Raw genomic sequence first — 24,751 nt, 5'->3', positions numbered from 1 at the left:
AATATGCGTCTGCCGGATCATGGCTTATCTGTCCGACACCTGCCAGCGCGGATTGATCCATGGTTCCTGGTTGGAAGGTGGCAGCGGCGTACGCCCGAGAATGTGGTCGGCGGCCTTCTCGCCGGTCATGATCGACGGTGCGTTGAGATTGCCATTGGTGACGCGCGGGAAGATCGACGAATCGGCGACCCGAAGCCCTTCGACGCCAATGACGCGGCATTCTGGATCGACGACGCTCATCGCATCATCGGCACGGCCCATCCTGCAGGTGCCGCAAGGGTGGTAGGCGCTTTCGGCGTGGTCGCGGATGAAGGCGTCGAGCTCCTCATCCGATTGCACATGTGAGCCCGGCGACAGTTCCTTGCCGCGGTACGGATCGAAGGCCGCTTGCCCGAAGATCTCGCGGGTCAGCCGGATGCAGTGGCGGAACTCCGTCCAGTCGTCCGGATGCGACATGTAGTTGAAGCGGATCACCGGCTTCGATTTGGGATCGGGCGAGCGCAGCGTGACCGAACCGCGCGACTTCGACCGCATCGGCCCGACATGCGCCTGGAAACCATGCGCCTTGGCCGCCGCCTTGCCGTCATAGCGGACCGCGGCCGGGATGAAGTGATACTGGATATCGGGATAGTCGACGCCGGCGCGCGAGCGCACGAAGGCGGCCGCCTCGAAATGATTGGTGGCACCGAGGCCGGATTTGAAGAACAGCCATTGTGCCCCGATCAGCGCCTTCGAGAACGGGTTCAAGACGGAGTTCAGCGTGATCGGCTTTGTCGATTCCTGCTGGATGTAAAGTTCCATATGGTCCTGCAGATTGCGGCCGACTCCGGGCCGGTCGGCGATCACCGGGATGCCGTTCTCCCTAAGGTGCTGGCCGGGGCCGATGCCGGACAGCATCAGGATCTTGGGTGAGTTGATCGAGGACGCGGCAACGATCACCTCGCGCCGCGCTCTGACCACCTGAATCCGTTTGCGCACTTCGATCTCGACGCCGGTGGCGCGTTGATTCTCGATGATTACCCGCCGGGCGAAACCCTTGACCAGGCTGACATTTTTCCGCCTCAGCGCCGGCCTCAGATAGGCGCTCGCGGCCGACCAGCGACGGCCGCCGCGGATGGTCTGCTCCATCGGCCCAAAGCCTTCCTGCTTCGCGCCGTTATAGTCGTCGGTCAGCTCGAAACCGGCCTGACGGCCTGCCTCGACGAAGGCGCCGTAGAGTGGGTTCGTCCTCGAGCCGCGCTGCACAGTCAGCGGGCCGCCGTGGCCGCGCCAGCCATTCTCGCCGCCATTGCTGTCCTCCATGCGCTTGAAGTACGGGAGCACATCGGCAAAGCCCCAGCCGGTCGCGCCCTGTTCGGCCCAATGGTCGAAGTCGCGGGCATGGCCGCGCACATAGACCATGCCGTTGATCGACGACGAGCCGCCGATGACCTTGCCGCGCGGCGTCGCCAGTACGCGGCCGCCGAGGTGCGGCTCCGGCTCGCTGGCAAAGCCCCAGTCGTAGAGGCTCATATTGAGCGGGATCGACAGTGCCGACGGCATCTGGATCAGCGGGCCGATATCGCTGCCGCCATATTCGATGACGATCACCGAATGCTTGCCGTCCTCCGACAGCCGGTAGGCCATGGCCGAACCGGCCGAGCCGGAGCCGATGATGACGAAATCCGCTTCAAGCATGGTTCATGCGCGCCCGTGGTTCATATGCGCAATGAAATCGGCCAGCGAGACGTTGCCGCCGGTTGCCATTACTAGAACGGTCTTGCCGGTGACGTCGACCTTGCCGCCGAGCAACGCCGCCAGCGAAGCAGCGCCGGATGGCTCGAGCACCAGCTTCAGCCGCTCGAAGGCGAGGCGCATGGCGCGCCGCACCGACGCATCATCGACAGTGACGCCGCGAACACCGGCGGTCGTCACCGCTGCGAACGGCGCGTCGCCGGGCCGCCGCGACATCAGCCCGTCGCAGATCGATCTCGGTCCGATCGGCATGGTTTCGATGGCGCCATGCGCGAGCGACGAGCCCATGCCGTCAAAACCTTCCGGCTCGACGCCGATGATCTCCGTGGCGGGCGACAGATAGTGGAAGGCCAGCGAAACGCCACCTATCAGCCCGCCACCGCCGACCGAACAGAACAAGAGATCGGCCTCCACTTGCCTGGCGGCGAGCTGGTCGAGTGCCTCCAGTCCGGCGCCGGCCTGGCCGGCGACGATCTCCGGATCGTCGAACGGGTGCAGCAGCGCCAAGCCATCGCTCGCGGCGATCTCACGCGCTCTGGCGGCGGCGACTTCCTCACGCGCTCGCTCGCCATGGTCGGTTAGCACGACACGCGCGCCGTACCCCGACGTGGCATCGCGTTTGGCGGCCGGCGCGTCGATCGGCATGACGATGGTGACGGGAATGCCAAGCGCTTGGCCAGCCGCCGCTAGCCCCTGCGCAAAATTGCCGGAGGAGTAGGCGACGACGCCCTTTTTGGTTTCGTCAGGCGAGAGCTTCTTCAGCCGCCAGTAGGCGCCGCGCACCTTGAACGATCCTGCCCATTGCAGCGATTCGGCCTTGACGAAGATGCGGGCGGCGCCGGTCTCGCGGGCAAGTGCCGCCGATTCCAGGAGCGGCGTGATCTGCGTCGCCTTGGAGGTGACGGCATAGGCCTGCCTGAGATGGTCGAGCGAGGGGACGAGATGGTCTGCCATCATTTGCCTCGCGGAAAGCGCTTCTGCTCTTCGAGCAGGTCGAGGTTCATATGGTTTCTCATGTAGCGCTCCGATGCCTTCTGCAGCGGCTGGAATTCCCAGGGATAATGGGTGCCGTTGCGCAGCGCCGGGTAGACCACCCAGCGGCGTGCCTGGCTGGCACGCACCGCTGCATCGAACGCCGCCATGTCCCAGCGCGCCCGCACCTTGTCGGAGAAAGCGGTCACCAAAGCCGCATTGGCCGGATCGGCGGCGAGGTTGGTCGATTCCAGCGGATCCGATTCAAGATCAAACAGTTGCGGCGGATCGATCTCGCAATGGATGAATTTGTAACGGCCCTCGCGCAGCGCCACCATCGGCGCGTTCGAGCCTTCGGCAGCATATTCCATCAGCACCGGCGCGGAGCGCTTCTTTCCATTCAGCAGCGGCAGCAGCGACTGGCCGTCGGTCCACGGCGCAATCGCGCTGATGTCGATGCCGGCGAGGTCGCAAAGCGTCGGCGTCACGTCGAGGTTGGAGACCGGCGTGTCGATCAACCCGGCGGCGATGCCTTTGCCGGCGATCATCAGCGGCACCCGCGCCGAACCTTCGAAGAAGCACATCTTGAACCACAGGCCGCGCTCGCCGAGCATGTCGCCGTGATCCGAGCAGAACAGGATCATCGTGTCGTCGAGCATGCGCGTGCGCTCGAGCACCGACAGCAGCTCGCCGAGCTTGTCGTCGAGATATGAGATGTTGGCGAAATAGCCACGGCGCGCGCGGCGGATCTGCTCCGCGGTGATGTCAAAGCTGTCATAGTCGTTGGCGCGGTAGAGCCGCCGCGAATGCGGATCCTGCCTTTCGTAAGGAATAAAGCCGACCTCGGGCTCGAGCGCCGGGCAGTCCTCGTAGAGGTCCCAGTATTGCCGCCGTGCGACGTAAGGATCGTGCGGATGGGTGAAGGAGACCGTCAAGCACCAGGGCCGATGTGCGGCATCGTCGGAGATGCGGGCAAAATCATAAAGCTTCTGCACCGCATGGAAGGCGACCTCGTCGTCATATTCCAGCTGGTTGGTGATCTCGGCAGTACCGGCGCCGCTGACGGAGCCGAGATTGTGATACCACCAGTCGATGCGCTCGCCGGGTTTGCGATAGTCGGGTGTCCAGCCGAAATCGGCCGGATAGATGTCGGTGGTCAGCCGCTCCTCGAAACCGTGCAACTGGTCCGGCCCGACGAAATGCATCTTGCCGGAGAGGCAGGTGTGATAACCTGCGGCACGCAGATGATGGGCGAAGGTCGGGATCGAAGACGCGAATTCGGCGGCGTTGTCGTAGACCCCGGTGCGTGACGGCAACTGGCCGCTCATGAATGCGGCGCGGCCCGGCGCGCAGAGCGGCGAGGCCGTGTAATTGTTGCAAAAACGCGCCGAACGCGCGGCGAGCGCCTTCAGATGCTGCGCGTGCAGGAAGTCCGCCGGCCCATCCGGAAACAGCGTTCCGTTGAGCTGATCGACCATGACGATCAGGATGTTGGGTCGCTTGGATGTCACTGCTTCTGCCGTCCGCTGAGCTTCGTTTCGAGATAGTCCTCGACCAGTGCAATCGCGGTCGCGGCATCGGGAACACCGTCCTTCAGCGCGCGCCTGATATAGAGCCCGTCGATCAGCGCCGCCGTCGCTTCGGCGACCCGATCGGCCTCGCTTCTCGGCAGGATGCCGGTCAGCCCGCTGAGCAGATTGGAATGCAGCCGCCGCGCATAGACTTTGAGCAGCCGTCGAAGTGCTGCCGATTTCTGCGCCTCGACATAGAAGGCGAGCCAGGCGGCGATCGTTTCGGGCTGGAACTGGATGTCGGAAAAATTGACCGCGACCACCGCCGAGACGCGCTGGCGCGCCGTGCCGGCCGCGCGAAGTGCACGGCGCGTATCGGCGGTGAGCTCGCTCAGGATGTGCCGCATCGTCGCCAACAGCAATTCGTCCTTGACGCCGAAATAATGGTGGGCAAGCGCCGAGGACACGCCGGCGCGGCCGGCGATTTCCGACATCGTCACATCAAGCGAACCGCGCTCGCCGATCGCCGAGATCGTTGCATCGATTAGCGCCCTGCGGCGCAACGGCTCCATTCCGAGTTTCGGCATTCTTGTTCCGGCCTTTTGGGGCAAGATTATTTTTTATTGACGCATCAATCAACAAAAATCCACCCTGATTTGCTGGCAAAAGCCAGGCACCATGACCAGATGATCAAGGTCAAGCGATTGTGCGGTTCTGGCCCCTTCGCGAGGCCGGCGGAACGGTTCATGCTTGAACAATGCTGATGCGCGCGCAGTATCGCGTAGCCCGGGTCCACAGGATGGAGATCGCCATGACAGCATGCATCGTCGGTTGGGCGCATTCGCGCTTCGGCAAGCTCGAAGGCGAGACGCTGGAGGGCCTGATCACCAAGGTGGCAGTCGAGGCGCTCGATCATGCCGGCATCGGTCCGGATGACGTCGACGAGATCGTGCTCGGCCACTTCAACGCCGGGTTTTCCGCCCAGGATTTCACCGCGAGCCTGGTCCTCCAGGCCGATGACCGGCTGCGCTTCAAGCCGGCGACCCGCGTCGAGAACGCCTGCGCCACCGGCTCGGCGGCGGTCAGGCAAGGCATCCGCGCCATCGACGCCAATGCCGCCCGTATCGTGCTGGTGGTCGGCGCCGAGCAGATGACGACGACGCCCGGTCCCGAGATCGGCAAGAACCTGCTCAAGGCCTCGTATCTGCCGGAGGACGGTGACACGCCGGCAGGTTTCGCCGGCGTCTTCGGCAAGATCGCCCAAGCCTATTTCCAGCGCTACGGCGACCAGTCGGATGCGCTGGCGATGATCGCCGCCAAAAACCACAAGAACGGCGTCGACAATCCCTACGCGCAGATGCGCAAGGATTTCGGCTACGAGTTCTGCCGGCAGGAAAGCGAAAAAAACCCCTTCGTCGCCGGTCCGCTGAAGCGCACAGACTGCTCGCTGGTGTCGGACGGTGCCGCCGCGCTTGTCCTTGCCGACACGGCCACGGCGCTGAAGATGCGCCGCGCCGTCGCCTTCCGCGCCAACGAGCATGTGCAGGATTTCCTGCCGATGTCGAAGCGCGACATTCTCGCCTTCGAAGGCTGCGAGCAGGCCTGGAACCAGGCGCTGAAGCAGGCGGGCGTGACGCTCGGCGACCTGTCCTTCGTCGAGACGCATGACTGTTTCACCATCGCCGAACTGATCGAGTATGAGGCGATGGGCCTGGCAAAGCCGGGCGAGGGCGCCAAGCTGGCCCTGGATGGCGAGACGGCGAAAAATGGAAGGCTGCCGGTCAATCCGTCCGGTGGACTGAAGTCCAAGGGCCACCCGATCGGTGCCACCGGCGTATCGATGCATGTGCTGAGCGCCATGCAGCTTGTCGGCGAGGCGGGCGGCATCCAGGTGCCGGGAGCAAAACTCGGCGGCATCTTCAACATGGGCGGTGCCGCGGTCGCCAACTACGTTTCCATTCTCGACCGGATCAGATAAACCCGCCCGCATTTGCGGGAGGTGACATGGCAAATCCGGTTCTGGTCGAAGTCTTGCGCGGCGCAATCGTCGAGAGTGCCCATCGCGGCGCTGTTGCCGTCTTCGACGCCGACGGCAAGCCTGTCTGGGAGATCGGCGACACGGCACAACCGGTGTTCCCGCGTTCGGCGGTCAAGGCGATCCAGGCGCTGCCGCTGGTCGAGAGCGGCGCTGCCGATGCCTACGGCTTCGATGATCGGGAGCTGGCGCTGGCCTGCGCCTCGCATTCCGGCGAGCCGCCACATGTCGAGCTGGCGCGCGCCATGCTGGCGAAGGCCGGCCTGGACGAGACGGCACTCGAATGCGGCGCGCATTGGCCGTCGAGCCATGGAGCGACGCTGGCACTTGCCCGCGCCGGCAGCGTGCCGAACGCGCTGCACAACAATTGTTCCGGCAAGCACTCGGGTTTTCTCTGCACCTGCGTTCACAGCGGCATCGCCCATCGTGGTTACGTCAAGGCTGGCCATGCCTCGCAGGAGATGGTGCGCGAAGCGATGCAGGCGGTGACCGGTGCTGCCCATGACGCCGATCACCGCGGCACCGACGGCTGCTCGATTCCGACCTATGCCGTGCCGCTGCGCAGCTTTGCCCTTGGCTTTGCCCGCATGGCGACAGGTGCCGGGTTCGAGCCGATGCGCGCCCGGGCGGCGAAGCGGCTGCTTTCCGCCTGCATGGCCGAGCCGTTTTTCGTCGCCGGCACGGGCAGGTCCGATGTCGCGATGATGGACGCCGCACCGGGCCGGATTTTCGTCAAGGGAGGCGCCGAAGGTGTTTTTTGTGCAACCCTTCCGGAGCTTGGCCTTGGCATCGCGCTGAAGTGCGACGATGGCGCCGGCCGCGCCGCTGAAGTGATGGTCGCGGCCGTGCTGGCTAAGCTGCTGCACGCCGACCAGGCGCTCGCTGCGAAACTGACCGAACAGGCAAATCCGCCTATCGAGAGCCGGATCGGTGCCAAAGTCGGCGCGCTCCGGCCGACGGCCACCCTCAACTGACGTGGTTGCGCTCGACGGTCAGATGCGCGTAGCCGGCATTGCCTGATGCGGCGAGATCACCGGTCACTCGCTCGGCCCAGCGTTGGCCGACGATCGCGCCGTTCTGGACTCCGTCGATGACATTGTCGGAGATGATTGCCGTTCCGGCACCTTCGACCACGGTGACGGCGATGCCGGTTCCGGCCTTGCGGACGATGTTTCCCGTGGCGACCACATTGCGCATGAACGGTCCCCAGCCGATCTGCATGCCGTAGAGCGGCGCATTCTCGATGACGTTGCCGGAAACGGTGGTGTCGGCCTCGACGCTGATGCCGACGCCGAAGCCGGGCGCGTCGGCAGGGTAGGGGCCGCTGGTCGACAGATTGCGGACGATGTTGCCGGAGCACACGCCCATGCGGCCGCCCTCATTGAAATTGACGATCGAAATACCGTTCGCGGCGCCATCGACGATGTTGTTGCCGATGACGGCGCCTTCGAACGAGAATTCGGAATACACGGCCGTCTCGCCCGAACGCGAGCAGGTGTTGCCGGTGATCTGCAAATTGCTGGAACTGTTGGCGCGGATCGCCGAGAACGCGCAGTCCGAGACAATATTGCCGGAGATGATGACGTTGCCGGCGCGGAACGCATTGATGCCGTTGCCGTTCTGGCCGGCTCCGCCGCTGCGCGCCTGGATGCGCTCGATCCGGTTGCCGCTGACGATGGTGCCGTCTTCAGCCGCCTGCCAGCGGTGCACGAGAATGCCGCCATTGGCGCAGTCGGAGACGCTATTGCCTGATATTTCCAGGCCATCGGCCTCGACCGAATAGATGCCGGCATCGGCCGCACCGGATATCTCCGAGCGCTGGATTCGGCCCGAGGCGTGCTCGAGCGCCAGACCGTTCTTGCCGCTGCCGGTAAGCTGGCAATTGTCGACGACCAGATGGGCGATGCGGCGCAGATCGAGCAGGCCTTGCGTGTAGTCGCCCATCCAGCGGTTGCAGCCATCGAACACCAGCCCGCTGAGTTCGATATGCTCGGCCTGGTCGGCCATGATGAGATGGCCATTGCCGCCATAGACGATCCGCGATGCGCCCGGCACGCCGGACAGGCGCACCCGGCCGGGCAGCGACAGGTTGGAAACGATATAGATCCCCGGCGGCAGGAACACCGGCATGTCGCGGTCGTGCGCGTCGCGCAGCAGCTTGGTGAAAGCCTTGCTCTGATCGTCAAGCGCACCGGGCCGGACGCCGAGCTCGGTCGCGTTGATCGCGCCACGCATCGCGGCTTTCTCGATGCCGGGAAGGTTTTTCGCCGCTGCCTTGCCGAGCGAAAGCCCCATGACGGCAAAGCCGGCGGTCTGCGCAAGCAGCGTTCGTCTGTTCAACATCGGCACAGATTCCTTGCGTTCAACGGTCGCGCCGCAGGATTCGTGCCAGACAGGATCGGCCCGGATCGGCTCCGACGTCGGTTCGCCGGCTACGGCTTGTGGAGTCGTCGCGTCAGGCATAAGTTCGATAAATGAGCAGGGCTTTCACCCGCGAGGAAGACAGCGAAAACGCCATCGCCGGCATCGGCGAGCGGCCGATCAGTCATCACCGCAATCTGGTGACGGAACGCGGCCTGACGCTGATCGATGCGGAGGTGGCCGCTCTGCGCGACGAACTGGGCAGAGCCGAAAAGAGGGCCGACCGCGAGCGCATCGCGCTGGTGTCGCGTGATCTCCGCTACTGGACGGCGCGGCGCGAAAGCGCCGAGCTTTCGGTGCCGGAACCGGGCAGCGACATGGTCCGCTTCGGCATGGGCGTCACGCTGGAAAGCCACGACGGCAAGAAGGTGCACTGGAAGATCGTCGGCGAGGACGAAGCCAATCCCGCTAAGGGGACAATTTCTCATATGTCGCCGATGGCGATGGCCTTGTTCGGCAAGAAGGTCGGCGAAGTTGCCGTGGTCAATGGCAAGGAATGGGAGATCGTCAAGCTCTCCGACAGTTAGTCTTCGAGCTTGACGACATGATCGCGGAAGAACGCTGAGGCGCCGGCCTCGTCGATTTCGCCGGCGGCGACCATCATGACCAGTTGAATAATGTCCGCCTGCTCGGCTTCGATGCTCAGCCCGTTGAAATAAAGGAACAGATCGGCCGCCGCAAAAGCCGTGCGCTTGTTGCCGTCGACGAATGGATGGTTCTTGGCAATGCCGAAAAGATAGGCGGCTGCGAGTTCACAGAGATCGGGCTCGCCATAGATTTCTCTTTGCTGCGGCCTGTAAAGCGCCGACTCCAGCATTCCTTGATCGCGGATTCCCGCTGCTCCTCCGTGAAGGCGCAACTGCTCGGCGTGAAGCGCCTCCACGAACTCCCTCGAATGATGCTCGGTCATTTTGCGAGCGCGCGGTAGGCAACCTCGTACTTCTTCATCCGTTCACGCGCTATCTTCATCTTGCTTTCGAATTTCTCGGGATCGCTTTCAAGCCGACGAAGCCGAAGTTCGCCTGCGTTCTCGGCGGCCACAAGCGTATCTCCTGCCCGAACATTTAGCCGATCAAGCACTTCCCGAGGCAAGATCACACCTTCGGAATTGCCGATTTTACGCACGGTAATGTTCATTGAAAACTCCTTCAGTCTCCCTTAGCACTGTTCTAACAACAATTATAACGGAAAACTTCTACCTGTCAAGTCAGTCTGTCAGCAGCCGGTCCATCAGCCGGTCCGCCGCTTCCGGTATGACCGTGCCGGGCGGGAAGATCTCAGTGGCGCCTGCCTGCCGGACTGCGTCGTAATCCTGCGGTGGAATGACGCCGCCGGCGACGATCAGCATGTCGTCGCGGCCGAGCTTCTTCAGTGCAAGCTTAAGTTCGGGAATAAGCGTCAAATGGCCCGCTGCCAGCGACGAGGCGCCGACGATGTGCACGTCATGCTCGACGGCCAGCCTGGCGATCTCGTCCGGCGTCTGGAACATCGGCCCGACGGTGACGTCGAAGCCTAGGTCGGCAAAGGCGGTGGCGATCACTTTCTGGCCGCGATCATGGCCGTCTTGCCCCATCTTGGCGACCAGAATGCGCGGCTTGCCGCCGGACTTCTCCTCGAACGCGACGATCTTGTCCTGCAGCCGGTCGACCACCGGATTGTCGCCGAGCGCGTTGCGATAGACGCCGGAGATCGTCTGCACCGAGGCGACATGGCGGCCGAAAACTTTTTCCAGCGCCAGCGAAATCTCGCCGACCGTGGCGTTGGCGCGTGCGGCCCGGATGGCGAATTCCAGCAGGTTTCCGTTACTCCCGGCAGCACGGGTAAGCGCATCGAGCGCGCTCTCGACGGCGGCGACATCACGCGTGCCTTTCAGCCGCTGCAGCTTCGACAATTGCCGCGCCCTGACTTCGGCATTGTCGATCTTCAGCACGTCGACTTCGATGTCCGTGCCGGGACGGTGAGCATTGACACCGACCACGATCTGTTCGCCGGAATCGATGCGCGCCTGGGTGCGCGCGGCAGCCTCTTCGATGCGCAGCTTCGGTAGACCCTTTTCGATCGCCGCGGCCATGCCGCTGAGCCTCTCGACCTCCTCGATATGCGCAAGCGCACGCGCCGCCAGATCATGTGTCAGCCGTTCGACATAGGCGGAGCCGCCCCACGGGTCAATAATGCGCGTCGTGCCGGATTCCTTCTGCAGGATGAGCTGTGTGTTGCGGGCGATGCGGGCCGAATGGTCGGTCGGCAGCGCCATTGCCTCGTCGAAGGAATTGGTGTGCAGCGACTGCGTATGCCCTTGAGTGGCGGCCATCGCCTCGATCATGGTGCGGATGATGTTGTTGTAGGGATCCTGCGCCGTCAGCGACCAGCCCGAAGTCTGGCAATGGGTTCGCAGCGACAGCGAGCGCTCGTCCTTCGGCGAAAAGTTCTTCAGCATCAGGCTGGCCCACAAAAGGCGCGCTGCTCTCAGCTTGGCGACTTCCATGAAGAAATTCATGCCGATCGCCCAGAAGAAGGAAAGGCGCGGCGCGAAACGGTCGATGTCGAGGCCGGCCGCGACGCCGGCGCGGGCATATTCGATACCGTCTGCAATCGTGTAGGCGAGCTCGAGGTCCGCCGTCGCTCCCGCCTCCTGCATGTGGTAGCCGGAGATCGAGATCGAATTGAACTTCGGCATGTGCTTCGACGTGTAGGAAAAAATGTCCGACACGATCCGCATCGAAGGTTTTGGCGGATAGATGTAGGTGTTGCGCACCATGAACTCTTTCAGGATGTCGTTCTGAATGGTCCCGGTGAGGTCCTTCTGCGCAACGCCCTGTTCCTCCGCCGCCACAATATAGAGCGCCATGATCGGCAGCACCGCGCCGTTCATCGTCATCGATACCGTCATCTCGTCAAGCGGTATGCCGTCGAACAGCTGGCGCATGTCGAGAATGGAATCGATGGCGACGCCGGCCATGCCGACATCGCCGGCGACGCGCGGATGGTCGCTGTCATAGCCGCGGTGCGTGGCGAGATCGAAGGCGACCGACAGGCCCTTCTGGCCGGCGGCAAGGTTGCGACGGTAGAAGGCGTTGGACTCTTCGGCAGTCGAGAAGCCGGCATATTGCCGGATCGTCCAGGGTTGCTGGACATACATCGTCGGATAGGGGCCGCGCACGAAAGGCGGCAGGCCCGGATAGGTATCGAGATGTGGCAAGCCCTTGAGATCGCCCTGGTTGTAGAGATGCTTGACGGCAATGCCTTCCGGCGTCATCCGCTGGCCTTTGATCTCGACCGGCGCCCGCCGGGGCGGCGACCAGGCGATCTGGCTGAAATCCGGGATCATGGTACGGCTCCGATCGACTGATCGATGCGGATCGGAAATAGCGGCTCGCATACCGCAACGCCTTCGGTGAAGGCAGGCCGCCGCTCAGCCGCCAGCGTCTCGACCGGACGCTCGGTCTTCGACGGGTGCAGCGTCGTGCCGACGATCGCCCGTTCGCCGGCCTGGTAGGCTGTGTTGCGGCGGGCGGAAGCTGCCTGGACGCGCCTCTGGATGTGCCCTTGCTCAAGGCTGGTCAGCACGCCGCCTTCCGCCTCGATCTGCTGGAATTCCTGCCAGGCCGCCGCGCAGAGCTCCGCAGTCAGCGCTTCGACGGCGCCCGAACCGCAAACCGGATCGGCCACGTGGTCGATATGGCTTTCATTGGCCATGATCAGTTGCGCGTTGCGGGCAACGCGGCGAGCAAAACCCGCGGGTAGGCCGTGCGCGATCGTGTGCGGCAGGATGGCGATCGAATCCGCGCCGCCGGCGGCAGCCGCGAAAGCGGCGATGGTGGTGCGCAGGATGTTGGTTTCCGGGTCGGCCGCCGTCATCATCCGGAAGGAGGTTTCGGCATGGATGCTGGCGGTGGAGGGCGGTATCGAGCAGGCCTCCTGGACACGCGCCCACAGCCTGCGCAACGCCCTGACCTTGGCCGTCGAAACGAACTGGTCCTGGTCGACGCTGAGCGCAAAACCGATATGCGGCGCCGCGTAGACGAGCGGCTGGCGCGCTTTCTCGAACAGCCTCAAATAGGAGACGGCCGAGGCGAGCATGGTGCCAAGCTCCTGCGCCTCGGTGGCGCCGGCATTGTGGAATACCCGCCCGTCGGCCTCCAGCAGCACGCCGGGCACACCCATCGAAAAGAAATGCGCCAGCGACTGCGGCATCGAAGCCTGCAAAGCCTCGATCGACATGCGCAGCCTGCCGGTCCCGGCAAAGATCGCCGCCGGATCGATGCCGAAGGAGAGGTTGAGCTTTGCCGGGTCGGAGCGGCGCTTGGTCAAAAACGCCACCAGCCAGTCGGCCACGGCACGGCTCCAGGGATGGGCGTCGATGCGGATCTGGATGCGGTTGAGCGGCACGCCGTCGAGCACGCCCTCCAGCGCCTCCGCCGTCCTCGGCAAGCCATAGCCGAAGGCGTTCGGCGCACCCTCGAAGACAAGCGACAGTCCGGTGGCACCCTGCGCGACGTCTTCCAGCGCCTGCGCACTGGCGCGGCCTACGTCCGGATCGTCGATGCGCTGGCTGACGATCCACGGTGATCCCGGGTTGGCGCGCACGACAGGCTCGGCGGTTACCGAACGCTCATAGAGCGGCTCGATGCGGATGGCGTCGTCCGTATGCGAGACGAGCTTTTCCTCGAAGGACCCGCCGGCCAGCGCCTTCTCCGCCAGCGCCAGCCATCGTTGCCGGTCGGCGTTCGGAAGTTCGGCATCCTGGGTCAAGGCACCGGCGCCCATCGGTTCTCCTCGTTCTAGCGGCCGCAGCGGCCGACTATGTCAGTCTACGGTCCCCGGCCCGATATCACAATGCAGCACACATGCCGTGCAACACGCCTTCCGTGATTGTGACCGTCAACCGATTGCCAAACATGGGCAGGCTCCGCAAGCTCCAAAAGCCATTTTCGACAACGCCCATTGTCGCTGCGCAACGGCCTCACTATACCTGCGGCGGGGTTCCCTTTTCTTCAAGGGATCAGGGCATTCAACCCTATAGGTTTGCGGAGACCGCACACATGGCCGACGATACCAGCATCTTCATAGGGGCCAGCCGCAAGCCGGACGACAGCTATCAGCGGCCCGAACAGCTTTTGCTGCAATATGGCAATCGTCACGGCCTGGTCACCGGCGCGACCGGCACCGGCAAGACGGTGACCCTGCAGATTTTGGCCGAGGGTTTCTCCAATGCCGGCGTGCCGGTATTCTGCGCCGACATCAAGGGCGACCTGTCGGGTATCGCCATGATGGGCACAACGCAGGATTTCCTGGTCAAGCGGGCCGAGCAGGTCAAGCTCGATCCCTATGAGTTCCAGGAATTCCCGGTCATCTTCTGGGATCTGTTCGGCGAGCAGGGCCACCCGATCCGTGCCACCATCTCGGAGATGGGGCCGCTGCTTCTGTCGCGCTTGATGAACCTTTCCGAGGCGCAGGAAGGCATTGTGAACATCGCCTTCCGCATCGCCGACGAGGAAGGCCTTCTGTTGCTCGATTTGAAGGACCTGCAGTCACTGCTGGCCAACATCGCCGACCGCGCCGAAGAGGTCGGCGCCCGCTACGGCAATGTGACGAAACCTTCGGTCGGCGCCATCCAGCGCACGCTGCTGGTCCTGGAGCAGCAGGGCGCTGCCAATTTCTTCGGCGAGCCGGCATTGCGGATATCCGACATCATGCGCACCACGCGCGATGGACGCGGCGCCATTAGCGTGCTCGCCGCCGACAAGCTGATGATGAATCCGCGGCTCTATGCGACGTTCCTTCTGTGGCTGATGTCGGAACTGTTCGAGGAACTGCCGGAAGTCGGCGACCCGGACAAGCCGAAGCTGGTCTTCTTCTTCGACGAGGCGCATCTTTTGTTCGACGACGCCCCGAAGGTGTTGGTCGACCGCGTCGAGCAGGTGGTCCGGCTGATCCGTTCGAAGGGCGTCGGCGTTTATTTCGTCACGCAAAATCCGCTGGATATCCCTGAAACGGTGCTGGCCCAGTTGGGCAACCGCGTACAGCACGCACTTCGTGCCTATACGCCGCGCGAACAGAAGGCCGTCAAGACGGCGGCCGAGACGTTCAGGCCCAATCCCGATTTCGACTGCGCAACCGTGATCACGCAGCTCGGCACCGGCGAGGCGCTTGTCTCGACGCTGGAAGCCAAGGGCGTGCCGTCCATGGTGCAGCGGACGCTGATCCGCCCGCCATCGTCGCGCCTTGGCCCGATCACGCCCGACGAGCGCCGCAAGCTGATCAATGAGAGCCCGGTTGCCGGACAATACGAGCAGACCGTCGACCGCGAATCGGCTTTCGAGATGCTGCAGAAGAAGGCCAAGGACGCCCAGGAGGCGCAGGCGCAGCAACAGGACAGCGGCCGTTCGCGCTGGACCATTCCCGGTTTCGGCAATGACGAGCCCGCTCCTCAGCCCGGCGGTGGCCGGCGGGCGCCGCGCCCCTCCAACCGGCAGACGGTGGCGGAGGCGGCGATCAAATCCGTGGTGCGCTCGATCGGTTCGTCGGTCGGACGGGCGATCGTCCGCGGGATTTTGGGGAGCTTGTCCAGGGGCAGGTGAGGGGCATCGGACCCGAAGGCGGGCATCGGTGTTGGCAATTCTGTCTTGCATCAAGCGCCAGTAGCAGATCTGGAGGACAGCAGACGGCGGCTATGCGCCGCCCATAGCTGCCGTCGGACCGTCTGCAAAAGTGTAAACGCGTATCGGCGGTAGCTAGCTCAGCGTCGCCAACAGGCGCGCGGCAGCCTTCAAATCTTCCGTACTCGCGCCTTCTACGAAATGCTCCGCAACCGATTGCAAGAGCTCGCGAGCGCCGTCGATCTCGCCTCGCGCGGCCATCAACGTTGTCAAGTCAATTGCGGTTCGCAGCTCCCATGCCCGCGCGCCCTGACTCCGGCTCAACTCCAGTGCCTGCATTAGGTATGCGCCGACCTCGTCGCGATTGCGTCCCGACAGTTGTTGGAGAAGAAGGCCTCCCTTCATCCGCAGCAACTCCGGAAGGTACAATTGGTCACCGTTCTTTTCGACTTGACCAACTGAATGAGCGATCAGCGCGGCTGCTTCGTCGACGTGACCGATCGCGGATAGTCCTCTAACCAGCGAGAGGTTGAGCTCGGTCGTGAGCAATTCGTAAGGTGCTGCGTGGAGCTTTTGGAGAGAACTCTGGAGGCCCCCGACCCCACCTGTCGCATCCCCGTGCCGGATTGCGACTTCGCTTTTGAATCCCCGACCGACCAGCAGATAAGGGGCCATGGAATGGGACTCGGCGCGGGAAATCAGCATGTCGATGTGTGCCTCCGCGCTCTCCAGTTCCCCGGCCCACAGGAACACCGATATTCCCCAGATCAGGGCGATCGCCAGAGTCAGCGAGTGGTCCATGGCGGCGGCCTCTTCGACGGCCTGTCGAGCACGTTCCATGGCTTGGTCCGGATGGCCTTGCAGCCAAAGGTTCCTCGCCAGGATAGCCTTGGCCAGGATTTTGCCCTCGAAACCGAGATAGACCGTTGTGGTTCGCTGAGAGCGTGGCCCACGATCCAGCGCTGCCTCAAGCTCCGCGCGGGCTTCGGCCAGGTCACCACGAAGGTGAAGCGATATCCCCAGAATGGTATGCGCCAACGCAATCGCGACCGGATCCTCCAGGGTCGCGGCTATGGCTGAACAGCGTTTTGCAAACTGGAGGGCGGTCACGAAGTTGCCTGTCCGCAGGTGGAACATGTTGAGCGGACCCAGCAGGCGCACTTGATCCAACGTATCACCGCGTTCTTCGGCGATCGCCAGGCTTTTCTCCAGGGCGACGCGCGCCGCATCACGCCCTCCGCGCATGAACATCAGGGACACACCCAAGGCTGCCTGGAGATGCATCTCGTCAAGTCCGCCAAGAGCGGCATCGTCGAGAGCGAATATCGCGCGTTCTGACCAGCGATGACACTCCGGCAACAAGGACATCGCCAGGAAAACAGGCGCGGCAGCAGTGGCAAGTCCGATGCCGATATCGGCGTTTCCGCCCTCGCCGAAGCACCATTCCAGAGCGGCCCGCACATTGTTGATGGCGGCGAAGTGAGGAGCCCGCTCCTCGCCGGTCGCCAGACCTGGCCACTCGATACCTGTTTGCTCAAGCCATCTTCGATAGTAGGCGGCGTGGCGCACCGCCAGATCGGCGGCCTCGGCGTCATCTATGCTGATATCGAGGACGTAGGCGCGCGTGGTATCCAGGAGCCGATAGCGCATCATCGCTCCGAGCGGGCGCGTCGCTATGATCGACTTGGCAACAAGACTATCCATGGCATTAAGAACCGTCGATCTGTCGAGGGCAGCGCTTGTGACGACTTCCAAGACCGCATCGAGCGTGAAATGGCCAAGGAATACAGCGAGCCTGCGAAGCACTGCGCGCTCCAGGTCGGTAAGTAGCCCAAAGCTCCAATCCAGCGTGGCCTGCAGGGTCTTTTGACGCGGTGGCGCGGTCCGCGATCCCAGCCACAGCAAAGTCAGACGTTGATCGAGAAGCGCGGCGGTTTGTTGCAATCCATAAGACTCGACCCGCCGGGCCGCCAACTCGATTGCAAGCGCCACACCGTCAAGCTTTCGACAGATGCTTGCGACGATCAGGGCCTCCGCATCGCTGACATCCAAGCGCGCGCCACTTGCCACCGCGCGCTCCACGAACAGTTGAATGGCCGGGAACGTCTGGACAACCGCCGCCGTAAGCCTTGGGTCGTCCGGCGGACAGGCAAGGGCATCCAATCGGTAGATATGCTCGCCTTCGACCCGAAGCGCTTCGCGACTTGTTGCAAGAATGTGGACCTGCGACGCCGCGTCGATGATGCTTGCGGCCAGAGGCGCCACCGCATCGACGAGATGCTCGCAGGTATCGAGGATCAAAAGCATCCGCTTGTTGCGCAGGTAGGCGATCAGATTGGGCGTCGCGTCACTCGATTGAACCGACAGCCCAAGCATGGAGGCAACGGCTGTCGTCACCAGGTCGGGATCGCCGAGCATTCCCAGGTCGACGAACAGCACAGCGCCCGCGAAGGCGTCAATGAGGTGATGTCCGACCGCGATCGCGACGGTGGTTTTGCCGACGCCGCCCGCGCCAACGATTGTGACGAAGCGCGACGCATTCAGTCGAGCCGACAGCTGGAGAACGTCGTCGTCCCGGCCAACCATTCGGCCCAAGCGGCTCGGAAGATTCGCGTGCGGAAAACTGGCGGCAGCTGCAGGCTCTTCATCGCGCGGACCGCCGATCTGCGAGACGGGCGCGATGAAGCAATAACCCCGCCCTGGTAGTGTCGCGATGTATCGTGCGCCGTCCTTTCCGTCACCCAGCGCCTTGCGGAGCCTGGTCATGTGAAACCGCAGGCTGCCTTCCTCGACTACGACATCGGGCCAAACCCGCGACATCAGATCCTTTTTGCCGACGATTTCATTCGGCGTGGAGATCAGGGCAATGAGAATGTCCAGTGCGCGCGAGCCCAGCGCCAAGGGAGCGCCGTCTTTTGTGACGAGCCTTTCGCTCGCAACCAGATGGAAAGGACCGAACGACAGTCCGTCCTTGGCCTGACCTGCCACTATCGTCATGGCGCTTCTCTCGGAGCCGCCCGCCACCAAGCCGATAGTCTAAGTCAAGTACAACACCTGCACCATAGCGAACGGTGGCAGGACCCCGCTGCCCGGAGCCACCAGCGCTGACAGCCACTAACAGGGGGCTCACAACACATAACGGGCGATTCTCATCCTGCGGGCGTAAGTTTTCGGCAGCACCGAGCACCCCCCAGGAGAGACCCATGAATACGACCAAGACTCCCGAACTAATCGATCAGGACCGCCGCCTGGTTTTGAGCACGGCCGCAATGGGCATTGCCGCCGTAGGTACTGCCAGCCTGCTCCCATCGGTCGCCGCAGCCGCGGGCGATGCGATCCGGCCCTTCAAGGTCAGCTTTCCTCAGGAGGAAATCGACGAGCTTAGCCGACGCGTCGCCGCGACCCGCTGGCCGGACCAGGAGAATGTGGCTGACGACACCCAGGGCGTGCAGCTCGCCACAATGCAGAAGCTCGCGAAGTACTGGGCGACGGATTACGACTGGCGCAAGATGGAGACCCGGCTCCATGCCCTGCCGCAGTTCATCACCGAGATCGACGGGCTGGACATCCACTTCATCCATGTCCGCTCCAGGCATGAGAATGCATTGCCGGTAATTATCACGCATGGCTGGCCTGGCTCGATCATCGAGCAGTTGAAGGTCATCGAGCCGCTCACCAATCCAACCGCCAACGGCGGGAGCGAAGCGGACGCATTTCATGTGGTGATCCCCTCGCTGCCTGGTTACGGCTTCTCAGGCAAGCCGACCGCACCGGGATGGACACCTGTCCGCATCGCCAAAGCGTGGGCGATGCTGATGCAACGCCTCGGTTACACGAGATACGTCGCGCAGGGCGGCGACTGGGGCAACGCCGTGTCGGAGACGATGGCGCTGCAAGAGCCTCCGGGCTTGCTTGGCATCCACACCAACATGGCTGCCACCGTGCCCGCCGACATCTCGAAGGCGCTTGCCGCCGGCGGCCGGGCGCCCGCCGGCCTCTCGCCCGACGAGAAGCGCGCCTGGGACCAGCTCGACGACTTCTACAAGAACGGGCTGGGCTACGCGATCGAGATGAACAATCGCCCGCAGACGCTCTACGGCATCGTCGACTCGCCGGTTGGTCTCGCAGCCTGGATGCTCGACCACGACATCCGCAGCTACGAGCTGATCGCACGCGTCTTCGACGGGCAGGCGGAAGGGCTGACGAAGGACGATATCCTGGACAATGTCACGATGTACTGGCTGACCAACACGGCGATCTCCTCGGCGCGTCTTTACTGGGACAACGCGCACCACCCGACGGGAGGCTTCTTCGACCCCAGGGGCATCAAGATCCCGGTCGCTGTGAGCGCCTTCCCGGACGAGATCTACCAGGCGCCGGAGACCTGGGCTGAAAAGGCGTATCCGAAGCTTATCCATTACAACCGGCTCCCCAAGGGCGGCCATTTCGCAGCCTGGGAGCAGCCCGCGGCCTTCACCGCCGAACTCCGGACGGCATTTCGTCCGCTGCGCCAGCAAATCTGAACCCCTCACAGGGTTCCGCTTGCAGTCACACCTGCTCGACTGTCCAAGGCAACCCGATTGAACCCGGGATAAAGGAGAACGCCATGTCAGCAATCGCGCAATCTTCCGCATCGCACGAACCCATCACGAAGATGGCAGCCCCCGTCGAGGACCATGAAATCGTCGATTCAAGCTTTACGGCTATCATCAACGCGCCGATCGAGAAGATTGACGTTCCCAACTGGTGCTTCGCGCTGTCCGAACATGAATATCAGGGGTGTTCGCCTGCCCACATAGCGGCGGGTTTCACGACGGCGCCGGATGGCAAGCGCATGTCGATCAATGTCGAGATCATCGGCGGCAGCCTGATGGTGCAACACTATGTCGAGACGCTTGGCCGCAAGGATCACCTCATCCTGGAGTCGGTTTCAGACCTCTTCACGCCTACGGGCCGCACCACGATCCATGTGCATTGGGAGCTGAGCGTCAAGGCTATCGACAGTCGCCGATGTGAGTTTACCAACCACGTCCGGTCCTGGGCCACGAAGGAATTCATGGCCTTCTTCGAGCGCCAGGGCATCCCGTTCGAGGTGCTTCGGTCACAGCGCCAGCCCATGTCGATCGCTCACAACAAGGGCGAGACGCCGCTTTTTGCGGCCAGCATCGAACGAGCCGCGCTCAGGAACTGAGCGGCAGCATCTTTCTTGTGATGTAGCCGCTCCATGGAGGAGGCACAATGACGAGGCACGCACATGACCGGGAGGTCACCGCACTTCTGGTGATCGATCCGTACAACGACTTCATTTCCGATGGGGGCAAGATATGGCCCCGCATCCGGGCTGTCGCAGAGGCGAACGGCTGCGTGCCTCACATGCTGCAAGTCCTGAATGCCGCGCGTCAAGCTAAGCTTCGCGTCTTCTATGCAATGCATCATCGATACCGTCCGGGCGACTATGAGACATGGACTTACGTCGCGCCCGTCCAGAAGAGAGCATGGAAGAGCAAGAGCTTTGAATACGGCACCTGGGGCGGCGAGATTCGGTCCGAGTTCGAGCCCAAGCCAGGCGAAACTGTCGCCACCGAACATTGGTGTTCCAGTGGGTTCGCCAATACGGATCTGGATCTGCAGCTGAAAAGGCGCGGAATCCAGAAACTCATTGTCATCGGACTGATCGCACACACCTGCGTCGAAGCGACCGTTCGCTTCGCCGCCGAGCTCGGCTACGACGTAACCATGGTGAGGGACGCGACGGCAGACTACTCGGATGAGGAGATGCACGCGGCTCTCGACATCAACATGCCGAACTACGCCAGCGCGATTGTCACGACAGACCAAATCATCGACTCGATTTCTGCCGTCCAGACCTCGGCCGCCGAGGCGTAGTGATGATCGATCTCACACGCGAGGGAATGGCCAACCGTGCGCATCTCACTCTGCACACCGGCGGACCGTTTCCGTGCGCTCGACGCGTCAAAATACGTCGAAGAGAACTTGGCTCTGGCCGACATGCAGCAGAGAGATCCAGAACAGGCTCGGTCATTACGTGGCAACGATCGGGCAGGACCAGGTCCCACCCAACTGGAAAGAAAACGACCATGTCAGACATCGCAACGGCCCGTCAGGGCGAAAAGACCTCCGACACCGCAAGCGCACGTCCCGTCGACCTGAAGTTCGAGGTTGTCGTTATTCCGGTCGCAGACGTCGACCGCTCCAAGCAGTTCTACGAGGGCCTCGGCTGGCGGCTCGATGCCGACTTCGCGGTCGGCGACATGTTCCGGGTTGTGCAGTTCACGCCTCCGGGCTCGCCTGGCTCGATCCACTTCGGCAAGGCTGTCACCTCGGCCGCGCCGGGGTCGACACAGGGTCTCTATCTCATCGTGTCCGACATCGTAGCGGCGCGCGCCGAGCTCATCGCTCACGGTGCAGATGTGAGCGAAGTGTTCCACCGTGCCGGTCCGGGACAGCCTGCTGTCAATGGTCGGGACCCGGAGGGACGCAGCTACGTCTCCTTTGCAACGTTCAGCGATCCCGACGGGAACGGCTGGCTGCTCCAGGAGATCACCACCCGGTTTCCGGGCCGGATCGACTCGAAGGCGACGAGCTTCGCCTCCGAGGGCGACCTGGCCGCCGCAATGCGGCGCGCGTCGGTCGCCCACGGAGAGCACGAGAAGCGGACCGGCGGCCAGCGTGACGAGAACTGGCCGGACTGGTACGCCGAATACATAGTGGCCGAGCAGTCTGGCGAGGAACTGCCGCAGTAGGAAGAGCTTCCAGACGGCGGCACACTGGCGCCGTATTCGTTCGCGGCCTGCGGAGATCGTGGCGACCTGACGGCCTTTATCGGAGGAAATCATGAGTACCGCAGCCATCCCCACTCAGCGCGAACCTGAACTTCTTGGCCAGACCGTCGTCGTCATCGGCGGTAGCGCCGGCATCGGTCTGGAGACCGCCCGGCGTGCCCGCGCCGAAGGCGCCCGCGTCATCCTCACCGGACGCAATCGCGACCGCCTCGATCAAGCAGCGTGCGAGATTAGCGCTGAGGGCACCGCCGCCTTCGACGCCAATGATGCGACCCAGCTGAAGTCGTTCTTTCAAGATCTGCCGGACTTGATCGACCATGTGATGGTTACTGCCGGCGCTCCCCATTATCGCTCTCCCCTCGAAATTCCTCCCGAGGAGGCACGACACGATCTCACGGACCACCTATTGCTCGCGCTCAATGTGGCACGCAGCGCCGCTGGCAAGGTCGGGTCGGCCGGCTCACTGATATTCATGGGCGGCACGGGCGCACGCCGCCCAAAACCAGGCCTCGCGATCGTCTCGACGGTTACCGTCGCGTTCCCCGCGCTCATCGCCAATCTCGCGCTCGAGCTCGCGCCGATACGCGTCAACCTGATCGCCGCAGGCTTCGTCGACACGCCACTGTCGGCGTCGCTGCTCGGCGACAACCTCGACAAGCGGCGCGATGAACTGCGCGCGACGCTGCCAATCCGACGTGTCGTCGGACCGGCTGATGTCGCCGCGCTCGCCGTTCACATCATGAGCAACACGGCGCTGACGGGCGCGACATACGACGTCGACGGCGGCCAGCAGCTCGTCTCGTGACTACGCAGGAACAAAGCACATTGCCGCATCACAAAGAGACATCACTATGAACACGATCAGTGTTTGCGACAAAATCGATGAGCGCCGCCGTCGCCTGATCGGTGCAGCCGCAATGGGGATGACGCTTGCCGAACTCGGCATGACCGCGACAGCGAAGGCGGCGCCCATTGGAGTCGACCAGACGACGGCGTCTGCGATGCACACGGCAAAGAACTCGTTCGGCGAACCCAGGCAGATCGATGCCGGTGTCCTTAATGTCGGCTATGCAGAGGCCGGCCCTGCCGACGGTCCGCCCGTTATCCTTCTCCATGGCTGGCCTTACGACATCCACACATATGTCGACGTTGCGCCCATTCTGGCGGCGAAAGGCCGCCGCGTGATCGTGCCCTACCTGCGCGGATACGGCACGACGCGGTTCCTGTCGGACGAGACGATGCGCAATGGTCAGCAGTCGGCCATCGCTGCCGACATCGTCGCGCTGATGGATGCGCTGGGTATCGAGAAGGCGACGATTGCCGGCTGCGACTGGGGCGCTCGGACGGCGAACATCATCGCCGTCCTGTGGCCGGAACGCTGCAAGGCGATGGTCTCGGTGAGCGGCTATCTCATCGGCAACCAGCAAGCCGGCAAACTGCCGCTGCCGCCGAAGGCCGAGCTGCAATGGTGGTACCAATATTACTTCGCCACCGATCGCGGCCGTGTCGGCTACGAGAAATATACGCGCGATTTCGCCAGGCTGATTTGGCAGCTCGCCTCGCCGCAATGGAATTTCGATGAGCCCACGTTCGAGCGGAGTGCTGCGGCCTTCGACAATCCGGATCACGTCGCGATCGTCATCCACAATTATCGCTGGCGGCTCGGCCTGGCAGAAGGCGAGGTGCAATATGATCCACTGGAGCAGCGGCTTGCTCAGGCACCCGTCATCTCCGTGCCCACGATGACGCTCGAGGGCGACGCCAATGGCGCGCCGCATCCGGACGCCAGCGCTTACGCCAAGATGTTTTCAGGCAGATATAGCCACCGGGTAGTCATGGGCGGCATTGGACACAACCTACCTCAGGAAGCACCACAGGCCTTTGCCGACGCCGTTGTCGAGGTCGACGCGTGATCGAGTTCGCGGCGCCGCCCCTCCGGCAGGTACGACAACCACCAAAAGAATGCCTATGAACCCGATCGCAAGGGTTGTTTACACGGCCAGGACCGCAACCACAGGTGGCCGCGAGAATGGCGCCTCGCGCAGCTCTGATGGCCTTCTGGACATCAGGCTTTCCATACCCGGATCGGCGCGCATTGGCACCAACCCGGAGCAACTGCTTGCGGCCGGCTGGTCGGCCAGCTTCGCAAGCGCGGTTGCGTCTGTGGCTCACGAACAAAAAATTACGCTGCCGGCCGGAGTGAGAATCGATGCCGAGGTTGATCTGAATCTCGGGGACGACGGCTACTCTCTCAGCACTCGGCTCAACGTCAGCCTGCCTGGCGTGGAGTACAATACCGCACGAGCCCTGATCGACGAGGCGCACGACATTTGTCCGTACTCGAAAGCGACGCGCGGCAACGTGCAAATTGCGATCAACCTGCTCTGAGTGGATTGCATCGATCGTTGAAGCAATTGGCATGGCCAGGGTTACATTTTGGATCATTCCTTCTCGCCAAGGTCTACCAAAACCTGCCACGGCATCGCACCTGTCAGAGCGCATCCAGCACAAATACGGTCAGGATGACAGGAGGGGTATCCCTCCGATCACCGTGATAATCCCTTCTGAGCGCGAAATGTCCGCTCTGGGTGGATAGTGTTGAAGAAGTCGGCGATGAAGCCGTGGATCCACTCGCACCGAAGCGTCTTGATTAAGGTCGACGCGACCTCCTCGCCT

At 63.1% G+C, this 24,751-nt stretch carries 21 protein-coding genes; 11 read left to right on the top strand and 10 right to left on the bottom strand.

Features of this window, described 5'->3' with window-relative positions:
• Positions 1–24 precede the first annotated feature (24 nt).
• From betA to betI, 4 genes are read right to left on the bottom strand one after another with little or no spacing between them, the layout of a single operon-like run.
• Positions 25–1,677 (bottom strand): choline dehydrogenase, encoded by a 1,653-nt coding sequence (betA, locus tag NKH90_RS24495; protein WP_352821467.1) that lies wholly within the window; start codon positions 1,675–1,677, stop codon positions 25–27.
• A gap of 3 nt (positions 1,678–1,680) precedes the next feature.
• A complete protein-coding gene (locus tag NKH90_RS24490; RefSeq protein WP_502898873.1) occupies positions 1,681–2,688 on the bottom strand; it encodes a pyridoxal-phosphate dependent enzyme in 1,008 nt (335 codons plus the stop codon).
• Positions 2,688–4,217, bottom strand: coding sequence for a choline-sulfatase (gene betC, locus NKH90_RS24485; RefSeq protein WP_352821463.1), 1,530 nt, complete (start codon positions 4,215–4,217; stop codon positions 2,688–2,690). The genes NKH90_RS24490 and betC overlap by 1 nt, the downstream gene beginning before the upstream one ends.
• Positions 4,214–4,804 (bottom strand): choline-binding transcriptional repressor BetI, encoded by a 591-nt coding sequence (gene betI, locus NKH90_RS24480; protein ID WP_352770589.1) that lies wholly within the window; start codon positions 4,802–4,804, stop codon positions 4,214–4,216. Before betI ends, betC begins: the two co-directional genes overlap by 4 nt.
• 224 nt (positions 4,805–5,028) lie before the next feature.
• On the opposite strand from betI, the gene NKH90_RS24475 reads away from it, so the two are divergent.
• On the top strand, positions 5,029–6,195 hold the full coding sequence (locus tag NKH90_RS24475; RefSeq protein ID WP_352821461.1) for an acetyl-CoA acetyltransferase: 1,167 nt from the start codon (positions 5,029–5,031) through the stop codon (positions 6,193–6,195).
• 26 nt (positions 6,196–6,221) lie between these two features.
• On the top strand, positions 6,222–7,226 hold the full coding sequence (locus NKH90_RS24470) for an asparaginase (protein WP_352821459.1): 1,005 nt from the start codon (positions 6,222–6,224) through the stop codon (positions 7,224–7,226).
• Here the strand turns inward: NKH90_RS24470 and NKH90_RS24465 are convergent.
• Positions 7,219–8,595 carry a TIGR03808 family TAT-translocated repetitive protein gene (locus tag NKH90_RS24465; RefSeq protein WP_352821456.1) on the bottom strand — a complete coding sequence of 459 codons (1,377 nt, stop codon included), beginning with the start codon at positions 8,593–8,595 and terminating at the stop codon, positions 7,219–7,221. The genes NKH90_RS24470 and NKH90_RS24465 overlap by 8 nt on opposite strands.
• 131 nt (positions 8,596–8,726) lie before the next feature.
• Here NKH90_RS24465 and NKH90_RS24460 point away from each other — a divergent pair, with 131 nt between their 5' ends.
• Entirely contained in the window at positions 8,727–9,200 is a 474-nt protein-coding gene (locus tag NKH90_RS24460) for a GreA/GreB family elongation factor (protein WP_352501759.1), read from the top strand.
• Here the strand turns inward: NKH90_RS24460 and NKH90_RS24455 are convergent.
• From NKH90_RS24455 to NKH90_RS24440, 4 genes are all read right to left on the bottom strand, one after another.
• Positions 9,197–9,583, bottom strand: coding sequence for a type II toxin-antitoxin system death-on-curing family toxin (locus tag NKH90_RS24455; RefSeq protein WP_352501760.1), 387 nt, complete (start codon positions 9,581–9,583; stop codon positions 9,197–9,199). The genes NKH90_RS24460 and NKH90_RS24455 overlap by 4 nt on opposite strands.
• Positions 9,580–9,810, bottom strand: a complete 231-nt coding sequence (locus NKH90_RS24450) for an AbrB/MazE/SpoVT family DNA-binding domain-containing protein (protein ID WP_352770601.1) — start codon at positions 9,808–9,810, stop codon at positions 9,580–9,582. Before NKH90_RS24450 ends, NKH90_RS24455 begins: the two co-directional genes overlap by 4 nt.
• 70 nt (positions 9,811–9,880) lie before the next feature.
• Positions 9,881–12,001 (bottom strand): methylmalonyl-CoA mutase, encoded by a 2,121-nt coding sequence (gene scpA / locus NKH90_RS24445; protein WP_352821453.1) that lies wholly within the window; start codon positions 11,999–12,001, stop codon positions 9,881–9,883.
• A complete protein-coding gene (locus tag NKH90_RS24440) occupies positions 11,998–13,440 on the bottom strand; it encodes a methylmalonyl-CoA mutase subunit beta (RefSeq protein WP_352501763.1) in 1,443 nt (480 codons plus the stop codon). The genes scpA and NKH90_RS24440 overlap by 4 nt, the downstream gene beginning before the upstream one ends.
• A 275-nt stretch (positions 13,441–13,715) precedes the next feature.
• Between NKH90_RS24440 and NKH90_RS24435 the strand changes: the two genes are divergently transcribed.
• A complete protein-coding gene (locus NKH90_RS24435; RefSeq protein ID WP_352821451.1) occupies positions 13,716–15,254 on the top strand; it encodes a helicase HerA-like C-terminal domain-containing protein in 1,539 nt (512 codons plus the stop codon).
• 153 nt (positions 15,255–15,407) lie between these two features.
• On the opposite strand, the gene NKH90_RS24430 is transcribed toward NKH90_RS24435, so the two are convergent.
• Positions 15,408–18,269: an ATP-binding protein gene (locus NKH90_RS24430; protein ID WP_352821448.1), complete on the bottom strand. Its 2,862-nt coding sequence runs from the start codon at positions 18,267–18,269 to the stop codon at positions 15,408–15,410.
• A 206-nt stretch (positions 18,270–18,475) separates the two neighbouring features.
• Between NKH90_RS24430 and NKH90_RS24425 the strand changes: the two genes are divergently transcribed.
• The 7 genes from NKH90_RS24425 (at position 18,476) to NKH90_RS24395 (ending at position 24,463) form a co-directional block, all read left to right on the top strand.
• Complete coding sequence (locus tag NKH90_RS24425; RefSeq protein WP_502898872.1) at positions 18,476–19,795, top strand: epoxide hydrolase family protein; 1,320 nt, start codon at positions 18,476–18,478, stop codon at positions 19,793–19,795.
• A 131-nt stretch (positions 19,796–19,926) separates the two neighbouring features.
• Positions 19,927–20,463, top strand: coding sequence for a hypothetical protein (locus NKH90_RS24420; protein WP_352821530.1), 537 nt, complete (start codon positions 19,927–19,929; stop codon positions 20,461–20,463).
• Positions 20,464–20,510: 47 nt separating this feature from the next.
• The gene (locus NKH90_RS24415) at positions 20,511–21,158 is read left to right on the top strand and encodes a cysteine hydrolase family protein (protein WP_352821443.1); all 648 of its coding nucleotides are present in this window, start codon (positions 20,511–20,513) and stop codon (positions 21,156–21,158) included.
• A gap of 221 nt (positions 21,159–21,379) precedes the next feature.
• A complete protein-coding gene (locus tag NKH90_RS24410; protein ID WP_502896488.1) occupies positions 21,380–22,036 on the top strand; it encodes a VOC family protein in 657 nt (218 codons plus the stop codon).
• Between the two features lie 91 nt (positions 22,037–22,127).
• The gene (locus NKH90_RS24405) at positions 22,128–22,880 is read left to right on the top strand and encodes an SDR family oxidoreductase (RefSeq protein WP_352821440.1); all 753 of its coding nucleotides are present in this window, start codon (positions 22,128–22,130) and stop codon (positions 22,878–22,880) included.
• A 46-nt stretch (positions 22,881–22,926) separates the two neighbouring features.
• Complete coding sequence (locus NKH90_RS24400; protein ID WP_352470986.1) at positions 22,927–23,988, top strand: alpha/beta fold hydrolase; 1,062 nt, start codon at positions 22,927–22,929, stop codon at positions 23,986–23,988.
• 55 nt (positions 23,989–24,043) lie between these two features.
• Positions 24,044–24,463, top strand: coding sequence for an Ohr family peroxiredoxin (locus tag NKH90_RS24395; RefSeq protein ID WP_352743187.1), 420 nt, complete (start codon positions 24,044–24,046; stop codon positions 24,461–24,463).
• Positions 24,464–24,751: the final 288 nt, after the last annotated feature.

Origin of the sequence: Mesorhizobium sp. M0898 (assembly GCF_040319695.1) — a bacterium.
Lineage (GTDB): Bacteria > Pseudomonadota > Alphaproteobacteria > Rhizobiales > Rhizobiaceae > Mesorhizobium.
Note: the sequence above shows the minus strand (reverse complement) of the source record. Positions and strands in the feature narration are given on the sequence as shown.

Excerpts from the sequence above, each read along its gene's own strand:
- NKH90_RS24405 (WP_352821440.1), top strand. The coding sequence starts at position 22,128 with ATGAGTACCGCAGCCATCCCCACTCAGCGCGAACCTGAACTTCTTGGC.
- NKH90_RS24470 (WP_352821459.1), top strand. The coding sequence starts at position 6,222 with ATGGCAAATCCGGTTCTGGTCGAAGTCTTGCGCGGCGCAATCGTCGAG.
- betI (WP_352770589.1), bottom strand. The coding sequence starts at position 4,804 with ATGCCGAAACTCGGAATGGAGCCGTTGCGCCGCAGGGCGCTAATCGAT.
- NKH90_RS24435 (WP_352821451.1), top strand. The coding sequence starts at position 13,716 with ATGGCCGACGATACCAGCATCTTCATAGGGGCCAGCCGCAAGCCGGAC.
- NKH90_RS24425 (WP_502898872.1), top strand. The coding sequence starts at position 18,476 with ATGAATACGACCAAGACTCCCGAACTAATCGATCAGGACCGCCGCCTG.
- NKH90_RS24420 (WP_352821530.1), top strand. The coding sequence starts at position 19,927 with ATGGCAGCCCCCGTCGAGGACCATGAAATCGTCGATTCAAGCTTTACG.
- NKH90_RS24400 (WP_352470986.1), top strand. The coding sequence starts at position 22,927 with ATGAACACGATCAGTGTTTGCGACAAAATCGATGAGCGCCGCCGTCGC.
- NKH90_RS24460 (WP_352501759.1), top strand. The coding sequence starts at position 8,727 with ATGAGCAGGGCTTTCACCCGCGAGGAAGACAGCGAAAACGCCATCGCC.
- NKH90_RS24455 (WP_352501760.1), bottom strand. The coding sequence starts at position 9,583 with ATGACCGAGCATCATTCGAGGGAGTTCGTGGAGGCGCTTCACGCCGAG.
- NKH90_RS24440 (WP_352501763.1), bottom strand. The coding sequence starts at position 13,440 with ATGGGCGCCGGTGCCTTGACCCAGGATGCCGAACTTCCGAACGCCGAC.
- NKH90_RS24450 (WP_352770601.1), bottom strand. The coding sequence starts at position 9,810 with ATGAACATTACCGTGCGTAAAATCGGCAATTCCGAAGGTGTGATCTTG.
- NKH90_RS24490 (WP_502898873.1), bottom strand. The coding sequence starts at position 2,688 with ATGGCAGACCATCTCGTCCCCTCGCTCGACCATCTCAGGCAGGCCTAT.
- NKH90_RS24430 (WP_352821448.1), bottom strand. The coding sequence starts at position 18,269 with ATGACGATAGTGGCAGGTCAGGCCAAGGACGGACTGTCGTTCGGTCCT.
- NKH90_RS24465 (WP_352821456.1), bottom strand. The coding sequence starts at position 8,595 with ATGTTGAACAGACGAACGCTGCTTGCGCAGACCGCCGGCTTTGCCGTC.
- NKH90_RS24475 (WP_352821461.1), top strand. The coding sequence starts at position 5,029 with ATGACAGCATGCATCGTCGGTTGGGCGCATTCGCGCTTCGGCAAGCTC.
- betA (WP_352821467.1), bottom strand. The coding sequence starts at position 1,677 with ATGCTTGAAGCGGATTTCGTCATCATCGGCTCCGGCTCGGCCGGTTCG.
- NKH90_RS24415 (WP_352821443.1), top strand. The coding sequence starts at position 20,511 with ATGACGAGGCACGCACATGACCGGGAGGTCACCGCACTTCTGGTGATC.
- scpA (WP_352821453.1), bottom strand. The coding sequence starts at position 12,001 with ATGATCCCGGATTTCAGCCAGATCGCCTGGTCGCCGCCCCGGCGGGCG.
- NKH90_RS24395 (WP_352743187.1), top strand. The coding sequence starts at position 24,044 with ATGAACCCGATCGCAAGGGTTGTTTACACGGCCAGGACCGCAACCACA.